Genomic DNA, 21,216 nt, shown 5'->3' on the forward strand with positions numbered 1-21,216 from the left:
TTCCCACACGATTTATTATAGAGCCGATTTTTTCAACTTCTTATGAATAGGTGCTGCCACCATAGTAAAAAGTACAGTTAGCAGTGTAATGATAATGGCTGGAATCAGCAAAATCAAGCGTGGGAGGTAGCCAAAAATCATGCGACGATGTGTCCCTTTTGTCGCTTCTAATTCAGCATCCAAACGGTCAAACTCTGATTCAATACGACGTGCAACTTCAGCGATACCCGCTTCATCCATTTTCTTAATATCCGAGATATCAATGGCATTCCCGAAATTCATATCTACTTGCTCGCGCTTAGCCAGAGCCTTGAATGTTCTTGGTCCTTGGTAAACAGCCGGTAAAATGCGCACTTTCGCCATTTTGGCAATGACGGCAACACCGCCTTTGACGTCTGTTGAATGACGAGAGCCGGAAGGAAACATAATCAATGAACGGTTAGAGGTTTTGAGTACTTTTGTGGGGTATTTGATTGTACTGGGGCCTGGATGATCCCGGTCAATCGGGAAGGCACCACACTTCTCAATCCAATAGCCGAAAAAGGCATTTTTAAAGAGCTCTTTTTTTGCCATGAAGATGAATTCTTTGGGTTTTGTCGCAAATGCCATATAAACTGGATCCCACCATGTTCTGTGAGGCGCGACGAGGATATAATTTTCAGATGGATCTAAAATTTTATCTTTATTATGGTAATGCGCATTACCATTAAGCATCCACAAGAGGAACGCGACGAAATTTCTAAGGTAAATGTAAAACATAATTCTTCCTTTTACGTATTTATACTCATTTAACTAACTCAAACATATACTTTCTGATGGCATCTAATGTTGCCTCTATTGGTTAATTGAAAGCATTACTTTTAACTATCTTGGCGCTTTAACGGCTTACGGAAAAGTGATTTACAACGTTGGACCGGTGGGTTTTGGCATTGGCACTTTGCACTTCAGCGCATTACGTACCACGCTATATACAGTAGACTTGATTTTTTAAAAAAATCTTAGTCGCTGGAGTACCGCTTAGCCGTTGGCTAATTAACAAAAAATAGCTCTAAAGTTGCGTATGTTTTATATAGTTAAACAAATATATGAAGTGGTTTTAGGCTATAAAAAATAGACTTATTCGTCTATTTTATCATATTTATTTAAAATTGCGCAGTGCTTTATCTGACTAGCTTATTTTCAGTTTCGTGAATTTCATCAACTTCAAAGCCTGCTGCAACAAGTGCTCGCTCAATCTCCTCTGGGCTAAGCTCACCCATTAATTGCATCTCAATGGCAGTCTTTTTGTTTTCAGTATTAATTTGGACGATACTTCTGACATCCAATGACTTCTCAGCTAAAAGGTCTGCTATTTTTGCCAATGACCCCATTACATCAGGCATGAGCAAACGAACACGGACACCTGCTTCACCATAACCTGCAATTTTCAAGAAAGCACCAAAGACATCTTTGTCTGTGATCACACCACTGATTTGATCCTGATCGACAACTGGCAAGACACCGATATTATTTTGACGCATGCGATAGACGGCATCCTCCAATGAGGCATATTTTGAAATCGTCAAGACTTCACGAATCATCACTTCGCCAACTGTCGTTTTATTCAGCAAATAATTCATCTCGTAGACTGAAAGAGAGGTTACGACAGACGGACTGGCCTTTTCAATCGTGCCAGCTGTCACCAATCCCACTAATTTATCATTTTCAATAACGGGAAGACGGTGAATCCCTTGTTCTTTCATAATGTCAGCAGCTTTTGCTACCTTAGTCGTTGGAGAGACATAGATGACTTTTTTTGTCATAAAATCTTTTACTGCCATAATTGTTACTCCTTTTCTTATTTGCTTAATTGGATATAACCTATCTTTAGCTTTATTTTACCACGATTATTCTCATCAAGTGCCTCACAACTTCGAACCTTATGCTTTGACCAGTCTATTTATTGATCAATATCCGACACTGCTACTAAAGCCTAATTTAAATGGAAGAAATATCGCCATCCGTTAAAGTCAGCTCAAAATTAAAGAGATGCACTAGCTGAAAGACAACACCAACATTGATATTTGCCCAAGAAGCCAAAAAGAACGTTGCAGTAAACAAGACACCTTAGAGTCCTGTTTTTGAGGTAACTTGATTAAACTTGTTATCCCTTTTTGATTTTCAGGGTGAGGGAACCCGTTTTTTATATTATTTATCCCTCACTAGAAATACACAAAAGACCAAAGTTTAAAACCTTGGCTTTTGTCTACCATTAACCACCCAGATAAGCCTTACGAACCTCATCTGACGCAAGTAATTCTTTACCTGTACCAGACAAGATGACTTTACCTGTCTCCAAAACATAGCCACGATCCGCAATTGAAAGTGCCATATTGGCATTTTGCTCAATCAATAAGACTGTTGTCCCTTGTTTTTGGATATCCTTGATAATCTCAAAAATTTCTTGAATGAAGATTGGAGCAAGACCCATTGATGGTTCATCCAACAACAAGAGCTTAGGTTGGCTCATCAAAGCACGCCCCATGGCAAGCATTTGTTGCTCACCACCTGAAAGGGTCGCCGCATCTTGTGTTTTACGTTCTTCCAGACGCGGGAAACGTTGGAAGACATGTTTAAGATTTTGTGCATTTTCTTCACGATTTTTACGCAAGAATGCACCCATTTCCAAGTTTTCTAGGACAGAGAGACCCGGGAAAACATGACGCCCTTCTGGGACTTGAGATAAACCACTTGCCACGATTTTTTGGGCGGGTGTTTTTTGAATCTCTTGTCCTTCAAAGGTAATTGTCCCATTCGAAGGTCTAACAAGTCCTGAAATTGTTCGAAGAATAGAGGTTTTCCCAGCACCATTGGCACCGATTAAAGAAACAACTTCGCCTTGATTAACCTCAAAAGAGACATCTCGAACACCTTGGATGACACCATAATGGACGTCAAGGTTTTTAACTTCTAACATAGCCATTATGCCTCTCCTCCTAAGTATGCCTCGATAACGCGTTTGTTGTTCTTGATTTCTTCCGGCGTACCGTGTGCAATGAGACGACCGTATTCTAATACATAAATACGCTCTGTCACATTCATAACCAAGCTCATATCATGCTCAATTAAAAGAATTGTAATATTAAACTGTTGCTGAATTTGTTTGATCAAGGCTGTCAATTCCGCTGTTTCTTGCGGATTCATGCCGGCTGCAGGCTCATCTAAAAATAAAATTTTAGGTTGCGTCGCAAGCGCCCGAACAATTTCCAACCGACGTTGTTCACCGTAAGGTAAATTTTTCGCCAGACTGTCATGCTTTACGTCCAAGTCAAAGATTGCCAATAATTCTAAGGCTTCTTTCTTCATTTCTGCTTCTTGCTTATAATAGTCAGGTAAACGCAAGAATGAGGCAATGAGCTTAGATTTTTTACGTGTGCCCATGGCAATCAACACATTATCCAAAACGCTCAAATCTTTAAACAAGCGGATATTTTGGAAAGTCCGTGATAAGCCAGCAGCAGCGATTTTATAAGTCGGCATGCCATTTAGAATTTCACCATCTAAACTCACAGTCCCTTCTGATGGCTCATATACGCCTGTCAGAAGATTAAAAAGTGTCGTTTTACCTGCGCCATTTGGGCCAATCAAGCCTACAAGCTCTGAAGCGCCAAGTTCGATATTAACATCACCGACAGCCGTCAAACCACCGAAATTTTTAGTTAGATTTTTAACTTCAAGAAGTGCCATTATTTAGCCTCCTTTTTTTCTTTTTTATTGAAGAACCGTGAGATTTTAAATTCCCATGTGCCAAGCAAACCACCTGGACGGAAAATCATCACTAAGATCAAGACAAGTGAGTAAATAATCATTCGGATAGCGCCGAAATCTTGAAGGAACATATTAAGCAAGCCTAAAATAATGGCTGCGATAATCGTCCCTGTGATAGATCCTAAACCACCAAGTACAACGATAATCAAGGCATCAACTGACTTCATCCAAGTAAAGTCTTTCGGTGTAACCGTTCCAATAAAGCCTGCGTACAAACTCCCTGCAATGGCTGTCACCATAGCACCAATGGTGAAAGCAATCACTTTGACACGTGTGACATTGACACCCATGGATTCAGAGGCGATTTCATCTTCACGCACTGAAAGCGTCGCACGACCTGAAGGCGAATTGATAAAGTTCAGAATCAAAATGATGATCACGACAGCAAAGATGAAAGTCATTCCCCAGTCGGTAAAGAGGACAATACCAGACAGACCTGCCGCACCATTGGTTAAATCACCACCATTCATAATCAGAATCCGAATGATTTCAGAGACCCCCAGTGTCGCAATAGCCAGATAGTCACCTTTTAAACGAAGAGTTGGGTAGCCAACGACGACCGCAACAACACCGGCAATAATTGCACCAATCAGCATTGACAAGAAGATTGAGCCCCACGTTGATGCCATATGAGCTGTGACGATAGCCGATGCATAGGCGCCAATCGCCATAAACCCGGCCGATCCAAATGAGAATTGTCCTGTGAAACCGATGACGAGGTTGAGCCCAACGGCAACCATCAGATTGATACCGATTTGAGTAATAATTTGTGCAACGAAAGCATTGATGATGCCTGAGCTAATTAGAGCGAGAAGAACCGCATAAACACCGGCGATAATCGCTAGCCAGATGAGGTTTGTTTTTAGATTTTTTTTCATCAGCTTACACCTTCTCTTTCACGTTTTTGCCGAGAATGCCGGCAGGACGAATTAAAAGAATGATAATTAAGACAGCGTAAACAACAGCATCCTTGTAACCTGCAACCCACGAAAGTTTACCAGGTAAGGATTGCGCCACTGTTTCGAGTAGACCAATTACAATCCCACCAAGTGCAGCCCCAGGAATAATGCCAATCCCCCCGAGAACAGCAGCAACAAAGGCTTTAAGACCTGGCGCCATACCCATGAGTGGGTCGATAGAGCCATAGTAAAGACCAATTAAGACACCTGCCGCACCCGCAAGTGCTGAGCCTAGGGCAAAGGTAAAGCTGATTGTCCGATCGACATTTATTCCCATGAGACGAGCCGCATCAGCCTCAACAGAGACCGCACGCATAGCTTTCCCCATCTTCGTTTTCTTGACGACAAGCTGTAAGAGCACCATCAAAATCACAGCCGTCACCAAAATCATCAACTGAACGTTAGTGATGGTAATACCCGCAAAGGCGTATTTAGTGACTTTAATGGCATTTGGAAATTGACGAGAGGCAGACCCAACAAAATAAATCATGACATTTTCAAGTAAAAATGATACACCTATCGCCGTAATCAGAGCCGCTACTTTGGTCGATTTGCGCAAAGGACGATACGCCAGAAATTCAATTGCCATTCCCAAAAGGGCACAACCAATCATCGATAAAATTAAAGCGATGAAAAAGTTCAAATGTAAGCTGTTAATGAAATAGTAGCCCATAAAAGCGCCCATCATATAGACATCTCCGTGCGCAAAGTTAATCAGCTTGATAATCCCGTAAACCATGGTGTAACCAAGCGCAATCAACGCATAGACACTCCCGAGAATCAAGCCATTTACAATAATTTGCATTGCTTTTCTCCATTTTTATATTTTATATTTAATTTATGTCACATTTCCAACGTTGCTACACAATGATTATTTCATCATATATCGTTGTACTAGACAATTATCTTACTCATTTTACCATAATTTTCAGAAAATTCAAGTTGATTTCTTTGGTTTAATTGATTCTTAATCAAACTTTTATATATCGCTTCATATTTTAGACAATATATGTTATAATGTTAGATACATAGCAAATTAGTACATATAAATAAAAGAAGGGACATAAATATAAATATGGGTAAGCACGACCAACCAATCATCGATCAATATAATAAAACTGCAGTAAAGTTAGCACTTAGTGCCAGTACAGTTGCGGGCGTTTTCGCGTTTTCAAATGCAGTCTCAGCAGATACATATACCATCAAATCTGGCGATAACCTTTGGACTATCGCTCAAAAATTTAATACTAGTGTTGAGGCGCTAACTGCGCTTAATGGGATTTCAGATCCTGCTCAAATTTCAACTGGTCAAACCATCGAAACTCGCCAACCTGTGCAAGTTACATCGGCACCAACTGTTGTTAAGACACCATCTGCACCAGCTAAAACTCAGCCTGCGGTAACTTATACCGTTCAACCTGGCGATACTTTATCACAAATCGCCCAAACACATGGTGTCACTGTTGAGGACATTATCAAATATTCTAAGTTAACCAATACCGAGTTCATCTATATCGGTCAAGAACTGGTGATTAAACCTGCTGTTGCCGCTAAACGCCCTGAACCTATTGTCATACCAGCCGTCACTTATACTGTTAAACCTGGCGATACGTTGTGGGATATTGCTCAAGCACAAGATGTCTCAATTGAGGATATTGTTAAACACTCAAAACTTTCAAGTACTGATTACATTTTTGCAGGTCAGGAATTAATTATTAAACCTGCAAAAACAATCAACGGTGGTGTTTTAAGCATTTCAGCAGAGACATTAGCAAGCGAAACTAATCTATCTGTAGAACGTGCGCAAAATGCCATTGATATTGCTAACCATTTAATGGCACAAGAAGGCTTTACACTTGAAGGCGCATCTGGTGCCTTAGCTGTTGCTGAACGTGAATCAGGGTTCAATCCGGAAGCTGTCAATGATTCCGGTGGCGTTGCTGGGGTTTTCCAATGGTCTGGTTGGTCCAATATGATTAATGGTAACCGTTGGTCCAATGCTGAATCAAGAACACTGTCACTTGATGTTCAAATGAACTTAGTTTCTACTGAATTAAACGGAGCATTTACTAACGTCAAAGATATTGTTGGTAACGCCACTGACCCGGTTCAGGCAAGTCTAGACTGGTCACTCTATTATGAGGGTGTGGCACTAACAGATCCTCAAACACAAATAGATACGATAGAAACAAATGCTCAAAAATGGTATGATTTGCTCAAAGATTATGTTGATTTTGACGGTAATGTTGCAGTACCGATTGATGTCAAGCAAGGACCTTACAGCACTGGCAATACTTACGCTGCCGGAAACTGTACTTGGTATGTCAAAGATGTTTTCAAAGCTCGTATGGGCGATTGGTGGGGCAATGCGAAAGATTGGGCGGCAAATGCTAGCCGTGAAGGGCTCCAAGTTGATGATCAGCCGGTTGCCAACTTGACGATTGCGGTCTTTGCTCCTGGTAGTGCAGGTGCTGATGCTAATTATGGTCACGTTGCAGTTGTCATTGGTGTGTCTGGCGATCATGTTACTGTTAAAGAAATGAACGGTGCGGCTGGTCTTGGCAAAACAAGTACACGTACAATTCCTAAAAGCGCTGCATCATATATTCACATGGATTATTAATCAGAAAGCCTATTTTAACCAAGATGGGCTTTTTTTATTAACTCAAAAGCATGATTTATAAAACTTTCAGATACAATCCTACACCTCATTTTTTGGATCTCAATTACTGATTGACTTAACGTTTAAACGCTTAGACACTAGCCAAAGACCTACAAATAGACTGTCAGATTAGCGGTCGAAAAAGTGCCAGTCTTAAAAATCAGATTGGCACTTTTTATATATATTTGACGACTCATTTTTTAAGGATTGACAATCTCAGCTGAGATTTCTTTTCCTTTTTCAAGTTTCACCAGATAGGCTGATTTAACTGGGTCATGATTTTTATCGACCGTAATATTGCCTGTTACACCCTCGAAGTTTTTAAGTTTAGCAAGGCCATCTGCAATGTCTGATGATGTTTTAGCGTTTTCAGCAGTTGCTGCTGCCTTTACCATCATCACGGCATCATAGGCGCAAGCAGCGTAAGCAGACGGTTCTTCGCCATACTTAGCCTTATAATGTTTAATGAAAGCTTCTGTTTTGTCATTAGCAGGTTTCAAGCTTGAGAAACCTGAGACAAAGTAAATATTGTTAGCTGCATCAGGTCCTGCGAGTTTCGAGAAGGTTGGATCTGCGAGGACATCCCCACCAATGACTGGCACATTAATACCCAACTCACGTGCCTGTTTAACCAAAATTCCTGCCTCTTGATAGTAACCTAGGACAAGTAGGGTACCAAATTTTTCTTTCGATAATTTAGATAACTGGGCTTGAAAATCTTTGTCGCCGGCTTGATAAGTCGCAACATCTACTATCTGACCCTTATAATTATCTTTGAAGTTTTGATAGAGACCTTTTGCATAGTCTGACGAGTTATCATAGTATACTGCAACACTATCTGATTTCAATGAATCCGTAACAAAGTTGGAAATAACTTTACCTTGGAATGAATCCGGAAAAATAGCACGGAAAACGTATTTTTCGACTTTGTTACCTTGATGCGTCAACTCATCATTAGTTGAAGTTGGCGCAACAATAGGCACTGCAAATTTGTTGGCGTTTGGAATCATCGCCTTAGTTTGTGATGAGACATTGGTACCAATGACAGCATTAACCTGGTCATTTGACATCAGGTTGGCAGCCACAGTCGCAGACTCAGCATTATCAGACTTGTTATCTTTCTTAATGACTTCAACTTTTTTGCCGTTAATACCACCAGCCGCATTGATTTCAGAGACAGCCATATCTGCACCACGCTCGCCAGCTTTCCCAAAAGCTGCAACGGCACCTGTCATTTCAATATCATACCCCAATTTAAAAGTTTTCCCAATTTGGGTACCTGTCGTATTGGTTGATGCACCCGGTACTGCACTACAAGACGCCAGAGTGAAACCTGCTACCACAGCTGTTAAACCGACGAAAACTTTTGACAATTTTTTCATGTTCTTCTCCTAATAATCTAAAGGGTTGACCTAGCTTAAAACATTCAGCGTTAATTTATATATCATTTTATCAATTTTCAGAAAGTTGTCAAGTAATTTTCTGTTATTATCAAAAAAACGTTTAAATTTAGCTTTAAACGTTCGTGTTTTAGAAGAATTAATCCCCTTATCTCTCATGAAAGATAAGATTTTAATCGATATTACTTGACAATCTCAGCTGACGCTTCTTTGCCATCCTCTAATTTAACCATGACAGCTGACTTAACAGGATTATGATTTTTATCAATATCAATCGTACCCGTCACACCAACTAATCCCTTAACTTTGGCCAGCGCCTCAGCTAATTCCGCAGAATTCTTAACTTTCCCCTCTTCTGCCGCTTGCTTAATCATATAAACCGCATCGTAGGCACAAGCCGCAAATGCTGAAGGTTCCTCATTGTAAGCCGCTTTGTAGGCCTTGATAAATGCTGTTGTCTTATCATTAAAGGGTGCTTTTGTAGAAAATCCAGCAACATAATACACATTAGTTGCAGCACTACCTGCTAACGCTGTATAGGTTGGGTCAGAGATACCGTCTCCACCAACAATCGGTTGATTCAAGCCCATTTCACGAGCTTGTTTTGTAATTAAACCACCTTCAGCATAGTAGCCAATCAATACAATTGCATCAAAGGACTTATTTTTAACCTTCGTTAAAGCAGCTTGGAAATCCTTGTCACCACCTTGAAAGCTCAAAGTATCAACAATGTCACCTTTATAGTTATCTTTAAAAGTCCCTAAAATACCACGCGCATAATCTGACGAATTATCATAATAAACGAGAACTTTCTCTGCTTTTAATGTTTTTTCAGTATAGTTTGCGATAACTTTACCTTGGAAAGCATCTGGGAAAATCGTCCGAAAGATATAGGGCTGTACCTTATCATTTTTAACCGTTAAACTATCGTTGGTGCCCGTCGGTGTAATCAAAGGTACTTGTGCTTTGGTCACATTTGGTGTCGCAGCTAGTGTCCCTCCAGATGACATCGGACCGATGATTGCAGCAACTTTGTCATTATTGGTCAGGTTAGAGGCGACGGTTGTAACCTCACCATTATCAGTCTTATTATCTTTCACTACCAATTGCACTTTTTTGCCATTAATACCACCATTGGCATTGATTTCATCTGCTGCTAATTGAATGGCATTTTTTTCAGCATTCCCTGGCGCTGCATAAGCGCCTGACAATTCCATATTTAAACCAATTTTAAAAGTTTTTTCAATGGCATTTCCTTTTTCTAAACCATTTTTTGAGGCACCAGGAGCACTCCCACAAGCAGCTAGTGCCAAGAGTGATGCAGCAGCAAGTCCTAATATTGCAATTTTTTTCATTTTTTCTCCCATTGTATAGCACAAATCACAAAGCCGTAAGACTTTGTGACTTTAGCACATTTAGTGATTAGTTTGGTTTAACAAGTGTTGCGGATGTTTCCTTACCATTTTCAAGTTTGATGACAACTGCTTCTTTGACTGGGTTGTGGTCTTTATCGACTGTAATTTCACCAGTCGCACCCTTAAAGTTTTTGAGTTTTGCAAGGCCATCTTTAACAGCCACTGATGTTTTAGCTTTTGTATCTTCAGCTGCTTGTTTCACCATGTAAACCGCATCGTAAGAAAGTGCGTCAAACATTGAAGGCTCAGATTTATATTTAGCTTGGTAGGCTGCGATAAATTTCGTCGTTGTATCAGTAGCTAACGCTTTAGCTGAATAACCTGATACATAATAGACATTAGTGGCTGCCGCATCACCCGCTAGTGTAATGAAGGTTGGATCAGCAAATCCATCACCACCAAGAATTGGTTGCTCAATACCAAGTTCACGCGCTTGTTTAGTAATCAAACCAGTTTCATTATAATAGCCTGGCATGACAATCGCATCAAAATCTTCGCCTTTAATCTTAGATAGCGTTGCTTGAAAATCTTTATCCCCAGATTGGAAAGAGACTTTATCAACGATTTTACCCTCATAGGTTTTCTCAAATGATTTAGCAATACCTTTGGCATAGTCAGATGAGTTATCATAGTAAAGTACCACTTTTTTGGCCTTGAGCTCATTCGTTGTATAGTTAGCAAGCACTTTACCTTGGTAGCTATCTTGGAAAGTTGAACGGAAGATATACTCATTGACCTTACCATTGGTGACTGTCAATGTATCGTCAGTTCCTGCAGGTGTCACCAATGGTACTGCACCTTTAGTAATATTAGGTGTCATTGATTTAACGGCGCCTGATGTCATCGAGCCGATGACGGCATTGACTTTATCATTATTAATGAGGTTAGACACAACAGTTGCAGCTTCGGCATTATCCGACTTATTATCTTTCGAAACAACTGTGATTTGTTTACCATTAATACCACCGGATTTGTTAATTTCATCAACTGCTAGATTTGCACCATTTTTACCAGCATTACCGTAAGCTGCTACGGCACCAGATAATTCAAGGTCATAACCTAGTTTAAAGGTCTTGCCAATTTCTGTGCCTTTTGATGCTGCTGAGCCTGTACCAGGTGCTGCACCACAAGCTGTAAGTGTTAAAGCAGCTAAACCAGCTGCTGCGATTATACCTAAAGATTTAAGTTTCATATTGTTTTCTCCTTGTTATATGTTCCTGATTCATAAACCATCATAATATTCTGAAAATTCAGCACGTCATAAGTATACAAAACTATCTGATAATTGTCAACAATTTTTCTATATTCATTTTTAAATCACAAAAAAAGCAATATTCTGCTAATCAAAGTCATTTGTACCCTTGAAAAAAGTAAAGTAAAATATAACTTATCTTATCTACCAAACCCATCTTTAGTCTCTAATATAAGTGTGACGGGTCCGTCATTTTCAAGGGAAATCTGCATATCTGCGCCAAAAATACCTTCTGCTGTTTGAATCTCAGCAGCCATAGCTTGATTAAATTTTTCATATAATGCTTTAGCGTATTCAGGTTTTCCAGCTTTGATAAAACTTGGACGATTGCCTTTTTTAGTTTCTGCAAATAAAGTAAACTGTGAGATTGACAAAATACTGCCATCCGGAATATCTTTAACAGACAGGTTCATCTTGCCTTGCTCATCCGAGAAAATTCGCATATTGGCAATTTTTCTGACCGCATAGACGACATCTTGTTCTGTATCCACATCCTCTATCCCAACCAGAAGTAACAACCCTTGTTGAATTTCTGAAACGATGTTTTGATTGATACTGCAGCTTGCGCGTTTAACACGCTGGATCACAATTTTCATACCTTCTATTCTATCATTTTTAAGGCCAAATCGGATATACTAATACGACTAATTGAATAGTTAAGCCAAAAATGACCAAGATGCTCAATACTTATCAGAAAAACAAAACACCTCAATGCGTCCATCAAGGTGTTTTATGGTAAAAAAGGGAATTCGGTGAGGTTCAAAGGGGGAAAGAATCCTCACCATTCGTAATGAGCTCATTACTACATTATTAATTATATCTTATTTTCTGAGTAAATGCTAACGATACGCTAACTTTTCTTGACTTTCTAAAATTTTCCCGATCTTAACCATTTGTACGTTTAACACTATATACATCTGGTACCATTTTTATTTTATCAACAACGGTTGTCAGCTCTGACAAATTTTTTATACCAAGTTGGACATGGATATTCGCCATTTTCAAATCTTTAGTTGGCTGTGCATTGATTGAAATCAACTTTTTAGTGGTATTAGACAAGACTTGCATCACATCATTGGCGATACCCGTCCGATTAAAGCCAAAGATATCAATATTTGCCACGTAATCTTTATTACCAGTCTGTTCTTCCCACTCAACTGCAATCAAGCGGTTCTCGTAATCTTCTTGGCTCTTCACATTTTGACAATCACTACGGTGAATGGAAACGCCACGCCCTTTTGTGATATAACCCACGATATCATCGCCAGGGACTGGATTACAGCACTTGCTCATGCGAATCAGCAAGCTATCGATTCCAGCAACATTGACCCCGCCATCATGGCGAATTTTCATGACATCGCCCTTAGTCTTAACCTCACCGCTCATCAGCTCTTCCGCCTCTTTACGGGCTTTTTCGCGTTCGATTTCACGACGTTCATTTTCGGTCAATTTATTAAAAACGGTTACTACGCCTGTTTCACCGAATCCGATAGAGGCATAGAGTGACTCTGGGTCTCTGAAATTGAGGCGGTCACATAGTGGCTCAAGGTGTTTTTTATCCAGATATTGGTTAGCCACAAAGCCATGTTCTTGCAGATACTCCTGCAACATATCACGACCTTTATTAATCGACAATTCTTTATCTTGGTTCTTGAAGAATTGCTTAATTTTATTACGTGCTTTGTTGGTTTTAACGAGCTTAATCCAGTCACGGCTGGGGCCAAATGATGTTTTATTGGTCACAATTTCGACTACATCACCCGTTTTTAGGACGTGCGTGAGGGGTGTCATCCGACCATTGACTTTAGCACCCACTGCTTTATCACCGACTTGCGTATGAATGGCATAGGCAAAATCGATTGGTCCTGACCCAGCTGGCAGTTCTTGGACGGCACCGGCTGGGGTGAAAACGTAGATTTTTTCAGACAGAATATCTTCTTGAACAGCTTTGACAAAATCTTGGGCGTCATTTGACTCATCTTGCAATTCGACAAGCTCATGAATCCAGTTCAGATTTTGCGTGATTTCATTAACAGAGACTTTATCCTTACGCCCCGCTTTATAAGCCCAGTGGGCGGCCACACCATACTCAGCGATCTCATGCATTTCCCTTGTCCGAATTTGAAACTCCATGGGCCCTCTAGGACCATAAACTGTTGTATGAACAGATTGGTAGCCATTTGCCTTGGGGTTTGCGATGTAATCTTTAAATCGTCCAGGCATGGGTTTCCAGAGATCATGGATATAGCCTAGCGTCGTGTAGACATCACTTGTGGTATCTAGGATGCAACGAACAGCAATCAGGTCGTAAAGCTCGTCAAAGCGTTTCTTCTTATCGTGCATTTTACGGTATATGCTATAAATATGTTTAGGTCGACCGTAAATTTCACCGACAACGCCTACTTTTTCAGTGTAGTCTTTAAGTTTTGACGTAACTTCTTCGACTAAACGCTCCCGGTCCGCACGTTTTTCTTTCATTAAACCTCTGATGCGGTAAAATTCAATTTCATCAAGGTATCGAAAAGATAGATCTTCCAATTCCCACTTAATTCGAGAAATCCCGAGTCTATGAGCTAATGGTGCATAAATTGCCATCGTTTCTCTGGAAATGCGTTTTTGTTTGTCAGAGCGCAGATGTTTAAGCGTCCGCATATTATGTAAGCGGTCGGCCAATTTAACCAAAATCACGCGCATATCCTTAGACATAGCCATGAGCATCTTGCGGTGATTCTCTGCCAGTTGCTCCTCATGCGAGCGATATTCCACTTTACCGAGCTTGGTCACACCATCCGTAATCACCCGAACTTCAGGACCAAACTCTGATTCTAAATCATCCAATGTGACTTCTGTATCTTCAACGACATCATGCAAAAAACCACAAGCAACAGTTACAGCATCAAGTTTCAATTGGGCTAAAATGCCAGCCACTTGAATTGGGTGAATAATATACGGTTCACCAGACTGACGATATTGCTCTTTATGCGCATTTGTCGCGAAAACTAACGCTTTTTTAACCAGAATAACATCGCGCTCGCCCATATAGCGCTCTGCTAAGGCGACAACTTCTGCACCGGTGAGATTTGGTTCACTTGCCATATTTTTCATTTTGAGCCAACTTAAATACTCAGTCGAAACTCAATCCTTTCCTCAAATGATGATAATTATTCCTATTTTAACACTTTTTAGGCATAAGAAAAAGGCTTGTGCCTAAAATTGTAATTCTATCTATTGATATAGACAAATCCTCTGAGTTTATATGGTATAGCCGTTAAAATTGACACATCTATAGGAACATTAGAATATGATTTTTCGACAAATTCTACAATTTCTTCAAACATCTCACAAGACATTTTTTTGTTTCTAATTTCAAAATAATACTTTATTTCTTCTAAAAATTTTGTTCTAAACCATTTTGAACCAACAAAAGCTATACGATTTTGTTCTTCATCAGATAAGGATTCCAAAAACAAATCTCTAGTTCTATCATCGCGTAATTGCTCTACTTTTAGTTTAGACTTCGCCTCAATGAGTTCAATAAACTGTTTCCTGATTTCAATGTCTTTATTCTCTACTAAATTTGTTTCCATATATCCAGCAGATAAATGTCTAGGCATATAATACCCCAAAATAGACCTCGATTCTCTATACTTTTTCTTATACATTGATGTATTTAACAACTGTAAAGATAATCCCAATCCACGATAAGACGGATGAATAATCGTTCTTCCAACCCAACCAATTTCTTTATTAATATCATTAATCGCTGCTAAAAAGTTTAAAGCTTTAGGGTATGGTTCTCTATAAATTATAGTGCCAATTACTCGTTCCCTGTCCTTTATTACAAAGTACTCAGTATTATAACTTTCTTTAGATTCCTTCATACTAAGTTCACCAAAATAATGATAGTCTTTTAATTCACTATACTCTTCATGCGTTCCATTCATAATTTGAAATTCTTGTTTAGTATATTCAATTTCATCTCTATCAATTTTTTTGAATTTACCTAAAAAGTCCAATTCCAATACCATATCAGGTAATAACTCAACTATAATATCTTCATGAGCCGAGACTAAAATTACAGAAATTTTAGCATTTCTACACTGTTTTTGAAATGTTCTTGCTACATTTTTCGCTGTAAGTCTATCAACATTGCTTAGAAATTCATCAATAATTATCTTGTTTTTATTTCGATTTATAGCATCTGCTAATATAAATCTTGCCTTCTGCCCCTCAGATAATTGTTCATATGGTGTAATAAATATAAAAGCTTCCGATAATCCTACTTTAGTTAAAATACTTATTGCCTCAGATACGGAATCCCCGACTAATTCTATAATAGGTAAATTTGATTCAGTAGGTTTTCTAGGAACATACCAAGAATCGTCTTTTAGAATTAAGTTTTTAATCAGTGAAGTTTTTCCAACGCCACTGAAACCTGTTATATAAGTTAGCTTATCATCAAAAACAATGTCATCAGATAATTGAGGATAGTGTTTTCTTCTTTTTATTTTCTCTTCTGTTAGACCAAATATTTCAATAACTTCATCTACTCTACTCATTGATCATATCTCCTTTGTATTTATTAAAATCATATAACATTACTTGATTTTCTAAAACAGTTTTTCCAAAAATCAAAAACTCAAAAATTTCTTTAGCAAATATCGTTGCAGCAATTGAATTAGTGAAAGAAATTGATGCACTCAATATATTTCTAAGTAATAAGTTTTCAGATACCACTTTTTTTGTTTTAGACATTTTTTTAGCATTAGGATATAAAATAGGACCGATTGTAGCATACTCAAACCCTACTGAACAAAATCCACATGGGATATTATAAGCACTACAAGATTCCTTAACAATATCTTGAATAACATCCATAGGTTGATCTGCTGCACACACCATGAAGTCTACATTGTTTTTTGATAAAATATGTTTCAAATCCGTTTCTTCTTTTATTTTGCAGTCATAGATTATGATATCAAGAAGGAAACGCTTTTCTAAATTCTTTTTCACACTACTTGACTTCTTTTTTCCATCATCCTTTTTATTAATTAAAAATTGACGATTAAGGTTTTTAGAATTAACAATATCGTAGTCTATTAATATAAATTTCTCAAATCCAATAGCAGCAAATTGTTCTAGTATAACTTGCCCAACACCTCCAACACCTAAAATTGCTATCGTTAGTTCCGCCATGTCCCTCAATACTTTACTCGGATTATCTGATATTTGAGCCATATAATTAAAAGTTGATTCTTGAAATAATTTTTCTTCATACTTTTTGGAAAAACTTGGTATCAGTATTTTTTGAGAAATCAAAAATTCAGAAAAATCGTTGATACCTTCTAGTTTTGGCTGATAGCCATCTTTAATATACCTGATTATGGCTTGTTCTAAATCAGAACTACATTCTATACTGATTTTCTTTTTTTCTCGAATAAATACTATTTTATTTAATATTTTTTCAATTAGAAAAGCATCATTTATCTCATACTTTATATCATCTATCATTTATATATACTCTCCGTTTTATTTATTAAATAATTCGAATCCAAACTGCCGATAGGGAAAAATAACGCTTCTTTAGAGTTAATATCACACATATTTTCCTCAAACCTAGTTTTATTGATACTTTGAGTGAAGTATTTATCTACTAAATTGTGATACTCTTTAAAATGTTCTAAATTATTTTTTAGAGGTGAAATTAAGCCTAATAGATAGTAAAGCAGACCGATTTCAGAAAAATTATCGAATAGCAATAACAACCTAAAATCAGCTTCTTCTGTTACTTTTTTAAAGTTAGTCTTTACTAAATCAACCTGTATACCTAAATTTTTTTCAATTTGTCTAGCAATTATTTGAGTAATTACTTTATTGGGATAATAATCATCATAAGAAATTGATATTCTTTTTTTAATTGCTACTTTGTTTTCCTCTGTAAAAAATATTTCATTTACCAAGAAATTATTACTCAAAACAAAGTCTAAGCTATTTAATATCTCATCTCTGTTTAAACATTTAAAAATTGCTTTTCTCTTGAAAACATCATCAAAATAGTCACTATTTTGGTTTGTACATACTAAAAATATCTCTATTCCACTCTTATTTCTTTTATGAAATTTGTAGCTCCTTAAGAACTTTAATGTTTTTTGTTTAAATATCGTATTTGGTGTAAGATTAATCTGTTTCGTCACAAATAAAATAATAGTTTTAATTTGACTTTTGGTTTTTTTGAAAATTTTCATTTGAGTTGATGAAGCTAAAACAACTTTTCTATTCGTCCATTTAACTACCCTCAAACTATCACTATCATTTATATTAAATCTAAATGATTTCAAAACTTTACCAAATATTATAGCTTGCTTTTTTTCTTTGAAATTTATCACCAACTCTGGAACTTCTGTATCTGAATACAGAAGCTCCATTTTTTCCATACCTAATGGAATAATTTTTTCAATTCCCCTTGCTTTAGATAAATATGATTTGATATCATTTTCTAAGTTTTTGAGTAACATAATTTTCTCTGGAAAATTTATCCTGACTTTTAATACACTCTCTACAATATCTATTTCCGCTATCTTTTTACCGCATAATTCTTTTAAAAAAATATTTTCGCCAATTTCTGACATAATTATCTTAGCCGAGTAATCATTGGCTGTAAATTTATCATCCGTCAATGGCAATTCATCTAAAAGTATCTTACATTTTTTCATCTTTTGTTTCCTCTTTTATTGCTACTCTTATTTGACTATTCATCACACAAAAACAAACAACTGACAATAAGACGAATATACCAATTAAATCAATCATCAACTTACTACCATAATTTTGGTGGAAAAATCCCAAAAATACATAGAAAAAACTACTAGATAAAGAAGTGATTAAGGATATAATTGATAAAATCGTCGCACGATAATCAGAAGTCATATTTTCTTGAATAATATTATCTACAAGAATATAGAGCATCTCAGGGAAAAAACAAATCGATATAGAAATAATCAGAACAACCAACTTATTTGTTGTTAAAGGCAATACCAAAAACAGGCCTGCCATACCTATAAGTGTCATAACCATAATCTTTTTAGTCGTAAAATAATGATGTAATGCTGCCCCCAACTGATAAGATAAAGCCGAAATAAAGTATAATGCGGAAAAGAAAGTCCCAATCCATGCATTCTCTATCTTAAAGTCCTCAAGTATTATCTGATTTAAATTAAAGTATGTTGCAAATAGGCCATCTAAAATACAAAAACCGACAAGAAAAGCAAAAAAGAAATATAGATGGCTAACTTGAAAGCTATTGATAATATTTTTAAAATGAAATTTTTTAACGGCTACGATATCATCAGAAAAGCTAGTTTCTTTTTGAACGCTTTTATCTCGTAAAAAAAGCAATGCCAAACAACTCATCAAATTCGTAAAAATAGTTAGTAAATAAACGCCATGCCACGAATAGTTAGAAATAATGCCACCAATCAAGATAGCGCCTCCTAAAATGATGGAAGATAATGATAATAACCTAGCGTTAATTGATAAATAGCGCTCCTTGTTATCTTCACTTTCTAAAATTTCAAATAATAGCGCACCATCACTACCAGAAATAAAAGTGTATGCCAACGCTTGCAAAGCAGCGCATCCAAAAAGTAGTAACACATTTCCAGATGGCATTAACAGCACTAAAATAGGTTGTAATGTCAGTAATACGCTGCCAATTAACAAGCTATTAACCTTACCAAATTTATCACCAATCACGCCAGTTGGCATTTCGAATAAAGTTGTTGAAATAAAAAATATGGCTTGATATGTTGAAACTTCTAAAAAAGTCATATTTTTTTCTTGTAACAAAAATAATAAGAAAATGCCTCTTGTAAATATGAGTGATGAAAATATTTTATAAAGTATAAAAATTTTAAATTTCTTAGACATTATGCCATCCTTACTTTGGTTTTTTTAGGTAGATATTTCTGCAAGTCATAAAACAATTGCTCTGTTTCCAATAATTCAAAATATATCATTTGAATTGGATATTCATACATGAACGGTTGTTCATCAGTTCTCCCTGTGATTGACCAATAGCGTTGCAACTCATAAGTTATAATTTCTTCTTGTAGAACAGTCAAGCTATCTTTCATATTTTTTATTACAACAGAGATATAGCCACCAACTTCATTTTCCAATATCCCTTCAAAAATTTCCGTATACGTCTTATTCCAGATTTCAGTAATCATTTTTGTTGTGAAGTGAAAAAATTTTAGAAACTCAAAATATTTTGAAGCGGTTACTCCCATTACTTCTATATCATAATTTTTATTTTTAATCATGTACAAATGATTAAAAAACTTTGAATTGTAACTTTGAATTGGCATACTTGAATTTATTAAATCTTTGTAAAAAACACTGTCTTTCCTAAGTATATAATCAACTTGACTAGTTACAGAGGTGATATATGCACCCGGCTCTGGACTCAATAAAGAATGATTAGGTGCAGAAAAATAGTCAATACTAGATAATTTACCAGCTAATTCTATCGTTTGCATTAAATCACTTGTTGTCTCTTCTAAAAAACCTACTAAAAAATTTAATTCAACTACTATTCCTTTTTGACGCATATACTTTACTTTTTCAAAAATATCAGTACCTATTCTTAAGTTTTTCCTAGATAATTTTTGTATTTTTTCGGAACCACTCTCGATACCAAAGAAAATTGAGCGACAATTTGTTTCATACAGCAAATCAATCATTTCAAAATCTAAAGCATCTATCCTTCCTTCACAAACATAAGGAAAAAAATAATTATTTTCTAATTTATAACTAGCAAATTCTTTAAACTTTCTCTTGTTTGATAAAAAGTTATCGTGGTTAAATGAGATGACAACTTTAGAATTTTCGCTATTTAAAAAAGCTTTTTGTGCTTCTTCAACAAAAACATTTGCCTCTCTATATTCTACTCTCCCCGCATTTATTATCTTTGATGAGCAAAAATAGCAATCTAAAGGACAGCCTCTTCCAACCTCTATATTAATTAACGCAGAAGTCTTATAATCACTAAAATCTATATCTTCAACAATGCCGAAATCAACTTTCTCATAACCAATTGATGAGTACTTAATTTGTAAATCGTCATCAATTGTATAGACATTATTCGGTAGATCAGAAACACTTTTTTAGATTTTATAAATTCTATTAACCTGACAATTACTTGCTCTCCTTCATATACATATACAACTAAATAATCCACTTGATTCCCGAACAATTTAAATAACTCACTTTGAAGAGCGGTAACTTGAGGCCCACCTAATATAATTTTTTTATTTTTATCTTCATTTTTGATAACTTTTATAATATATTCAACCCACGGTAATGAGGCATTCATTACCGTTATACCAATTATATCTGAATCAATATCTTTTATTTTATCTTCAATCCACTTTTTTGTTGAATTATCAAATATTTTATTTTCCTTAATAAAATCGTTTGCTAAATCAATTATGTTTGCATTAAAACCATTATCTTTACACGACTTCGCCAATAATTGTAACCCCAAGGGATTAAATTCATATCTTACGTGTGCCAAAGGATTAATAAATACAATATCTTTATTCACTTTCTGTCTCCTTAAAAACACCACTGCTTACTTATACAGTGGTGTTTCGTGATTTTAACAACGACGTGATGACATCTGTACCAAGTCTACGTCATCAAGAAGCTCTTCTTCATACTT

Annotated in this window: 18 protein-coding genes; 1 reads left to right on the forward strand and 17 read right to left on the reverse strand. The window is 36.7% G+C overall.

Annotation, left to right across the window (positions count from 1 at the left end):
* Nucleotides 1-15: 15 nt before the first annotated feature.
* The 6 genes from RR45_RS09170 to RR45_RS09195 all read right to left on the reverse strand — a co-directional run bounded on the left by RR45_RS09170 (nucleotide 16) and on the right by RR45_RS09195 (nucleotide 5,571).
* Nucleotides 16-759, reverse strand: coding sequence for a lysophospholipid acyltransferase family protein (locus RR45_RS09170; protein WP_031366880.1), 744 nt, complete (start codon nucleotides 757-759; stop codon nucleotides 16-18).
* A 401-nt stretch (nucleotides 760-1,160) separates the two neighbouring features.
* Nucleotides 1,161-1,820, reverse strand: coding sequence for a CBS domain-containing protein (locus RR45_RS09175; RefSeq protein WP_031366879.1), 660 nt, complete (start codon nucleotides 1,818-1,820; stop codon nucleotides 1,161-1,163).
* Between the two features lie 431 nt (nucleotides 1,821-2,251).
* Nucleotides 2,252-2,962 carry an ABC transporter ATP-binding protein gene (locus tag RR45_RS09180; RefSeq protein WP_031366878.1) on the reverse strand — a complete coding sequence of 237 codons (711 nt, stop codon included), beginning with the start codon at nucleotides 2,960-2,962 and terminating at the stop codon, nucleotides 2,252-2,254.
* A complete protein-coding gene (locus RR45_RS09185; protein WP_031366877.1) occupies nucleotides 2,962-3,726 on the reverse strand; it encodes an ABC transporter ATP-binding protein in 765 nt (254 codons plus the stop codon). Before RR45_RS09185 ends, RR45_RS09180 begins: the two co-directional genes overlap by 1 nt.
* Complete coding sequence (locus RR45_RS09190) at nucleotides 3,726-4,685, reverse strand: branched-chain amino acid ABC transporter permease (RefSeq protein WP_031366876.1); 960 nt, start codon at nucleotides 4,683-4,685, stop codon at nucleotides 3,726-3,728. Before RR45_RS09190 ends, RR45_RS09185 begins: the two co-directional genes overlap by 1 nt.
* A 4-nt stretch (nucleotides 4,686-4,689) precedes the next feature.
* Nucleotides 4,690-5,571 (reverse strand): branched-chain amino acid ABC transporter permease, encoded by an 882-nt coding sequence (locus tag RR45_RS09195; protein ID WP_031366875.1) that lies wholly within the window; start codon nucleotides 5,569-5,571, stop codon nucleotides 4,690-4,692.
* 270 nt (nucleotides 5,572-5,841) lie between these two features.
* On the opposite strand from RR45_RS09195, the gene RR45_RS09200 reads away from it, so the two are divergent.
* On the forward strand, nucleotides 5,842-7,389 hold the full coding sequence (locus RR45_RS09200; protein WP_072353670.1) for a phage tail tip lysozyme: 1,548 nt from the start codon (nucleotides 5,842-5,844) through the stop codon (nucleotides 7,387-7,389).
* A gap of 239 nt (nucleotides 7,390-7,628) precedes the next feature.
* Here the strand turns inward: RR45_RS09200 and RR45_RS09205 are convergent, their stop codons facing one another.
* From RR45_RS09205 to RR45_RS09255, 11 genes are all read right to left on the reverse strand, one after another.
* Nucleotides 7,629-8,810, reverse strand: coding sequence for an ABC transporter substrate-binding protein (locus tag RR45_RS09205; protein ID WP_031366874.1), 1,182 nt, complete (start codon nucleotides 8,808-8,810; stop codon nucleotides 7,629-7,631).
* A 200-nt stretch (nucleotides 8,811-9,010) separates the two neighbouring features.
* Nucleotides 9,011-10,183: an ABC transporter substrate-binding protein gene (locus RR45_RS09210; protein ID WP_031366873.1), complete on the reverse strand. Its 1,173-nt coding sequence runs from the start codon at nucleotides 10,181-10,183 to the stop codon at nucleotides 9,011-9,013.
* Nucleotides 10,184-10,250: 67 nt separating this feature from the next.
* Nucleotides 10,251-11,435 (reverse strand): ABC transporter substrate-binding protein, encoded by a 1,185-nt coding sequence (locus tag RR45_RS09215; RefSeq protein ID WP_031366872.1) that lies wholly within the window; start codon nucleotides 11,433-11,435, stop codon nucleotides 10,251-10,253.
* 200 nt (nucleotides 11,436-11,635) lie between these two features.
* On the reverse strand, nucleotides 11,636-12,091 hold the full coding sequence (gene dtd, locus RR45_RS09220; RefSeq protein ID WP_031366871.1) for a D-aminoacyl-tRNA deacylase: 456 nt from the start codon (nucleotides 12,089-12,091) through the stop codon (nucleotides 11,636-11,638).
* Nucleotides 12,092-12,380: 289 nt separating this feature from the next.
* Complete coding sequence (locus RR45_RS09225) at nucleotides 12,381-14,591, reverse strand: RelA/SpoT family protein (RefSeq protein WP_031366870.1); 2,211 nt, start codon at nucleotides 14,589-14,591, stop codon at nucleotides 12,381-12,383.
* Nucleotides 14,592-14,716: 125 nt separating this feature from the next.
* Nucleotides 14,717-16,054: a GNAT family N-acetyltransferase gene (locus RR45_RS09230; protein WP_031366869.1), complete on the reverse strand. Its 1,338-nt coding sequence runs from the start codon at nucleotides 16,052-16,054 to the stop codon at nucleotides 14,717-14,719.
* The gene (locus RR45_RS09235; RefSeq protein ID WP_031366868.1) at nucleotides 16,047-17,006 is read right to left on the reverse strand and encodes a ThiF family adenylyltransferase; all 960 of its coding nucleotides are present in this window, start codon (nucleotides 17,004-17,006) and stop codon (nucleotides 16,047-16,049) included. The genes RR45_RS09230 and RR45_RS09235 overlap by 8 nt, the downstream gene beginning before the upstream one ends.
* Entirely contained in the window at nucleotides 17,003-18,208 is a 1,206-nt protein-coding gene (locus tag RR45_RS09240; protein ID WP_031366867.1) for a periplasmic substrate-binding domain-containing protein, read from the reverse strand. The genes RR45_RS09235 and RR45_RS09240 overlap by 4 nt, the downstream gene beginning before the upstream one ends.
* Nucleotides 18,195-19,421 carry an MFS transporter gene (locus tag RR45_RS09245; protein ID WP_031366866.1) on the reverse strand — a complete coding sequence of 409 codons (1,227 nt, stop codon included), beginning with the start codon at nucleotides 19,419-19,421 and terminating at the stop codon, nucleotides 18,195-18,197. The genes RR45_RS09240 and RR45_RS09245 overlap by 14 nt, the downstream gene beginning before the upstream one ends.
* A complete protein-coding gene (locus RR45_RS09250) occupies nucleotides 19,421-20,623 on the reverse strand; it encodes a radical SAM protein (RefSeq protein WP_084463498.1) in 1,203 nt (400 codons plus the stop codon). Before RR45_RS09250 ends, RR45_RS09245 begins: the two co-directional genes overlap by 1 nt.
* Complete coding sequence (locus tag RR45_RS09255) at nucleotides 20,548-21,099, reverse strand: cobalamin-dependent protein (RefSeq protein WP_031366864.1); 552 nt, start codon at nucleotides 21,097-21,099, stop codon at nucleotides 20,548-20,550. Before RR45_RS09255 ends, RR45_RS09250 begins: the two co-directional genes overlap by 76 nt.
* Between the last annotated feature and the right edge of the window lie 117 nt (nucleotides 21,100-21,216).

This window comes from Pseudolactococcus chungangensis CAU 28 = DSM 22330 (genome assembly GCF_002441885.1).
In the GTDB taxonomy this organism is placed as follows: Bacteria; Bacillota; Bacilli; order Lactobacillales; family Streptococcaceae; genus Pseudolactococcus; species Pseudolactococcus chungangensis.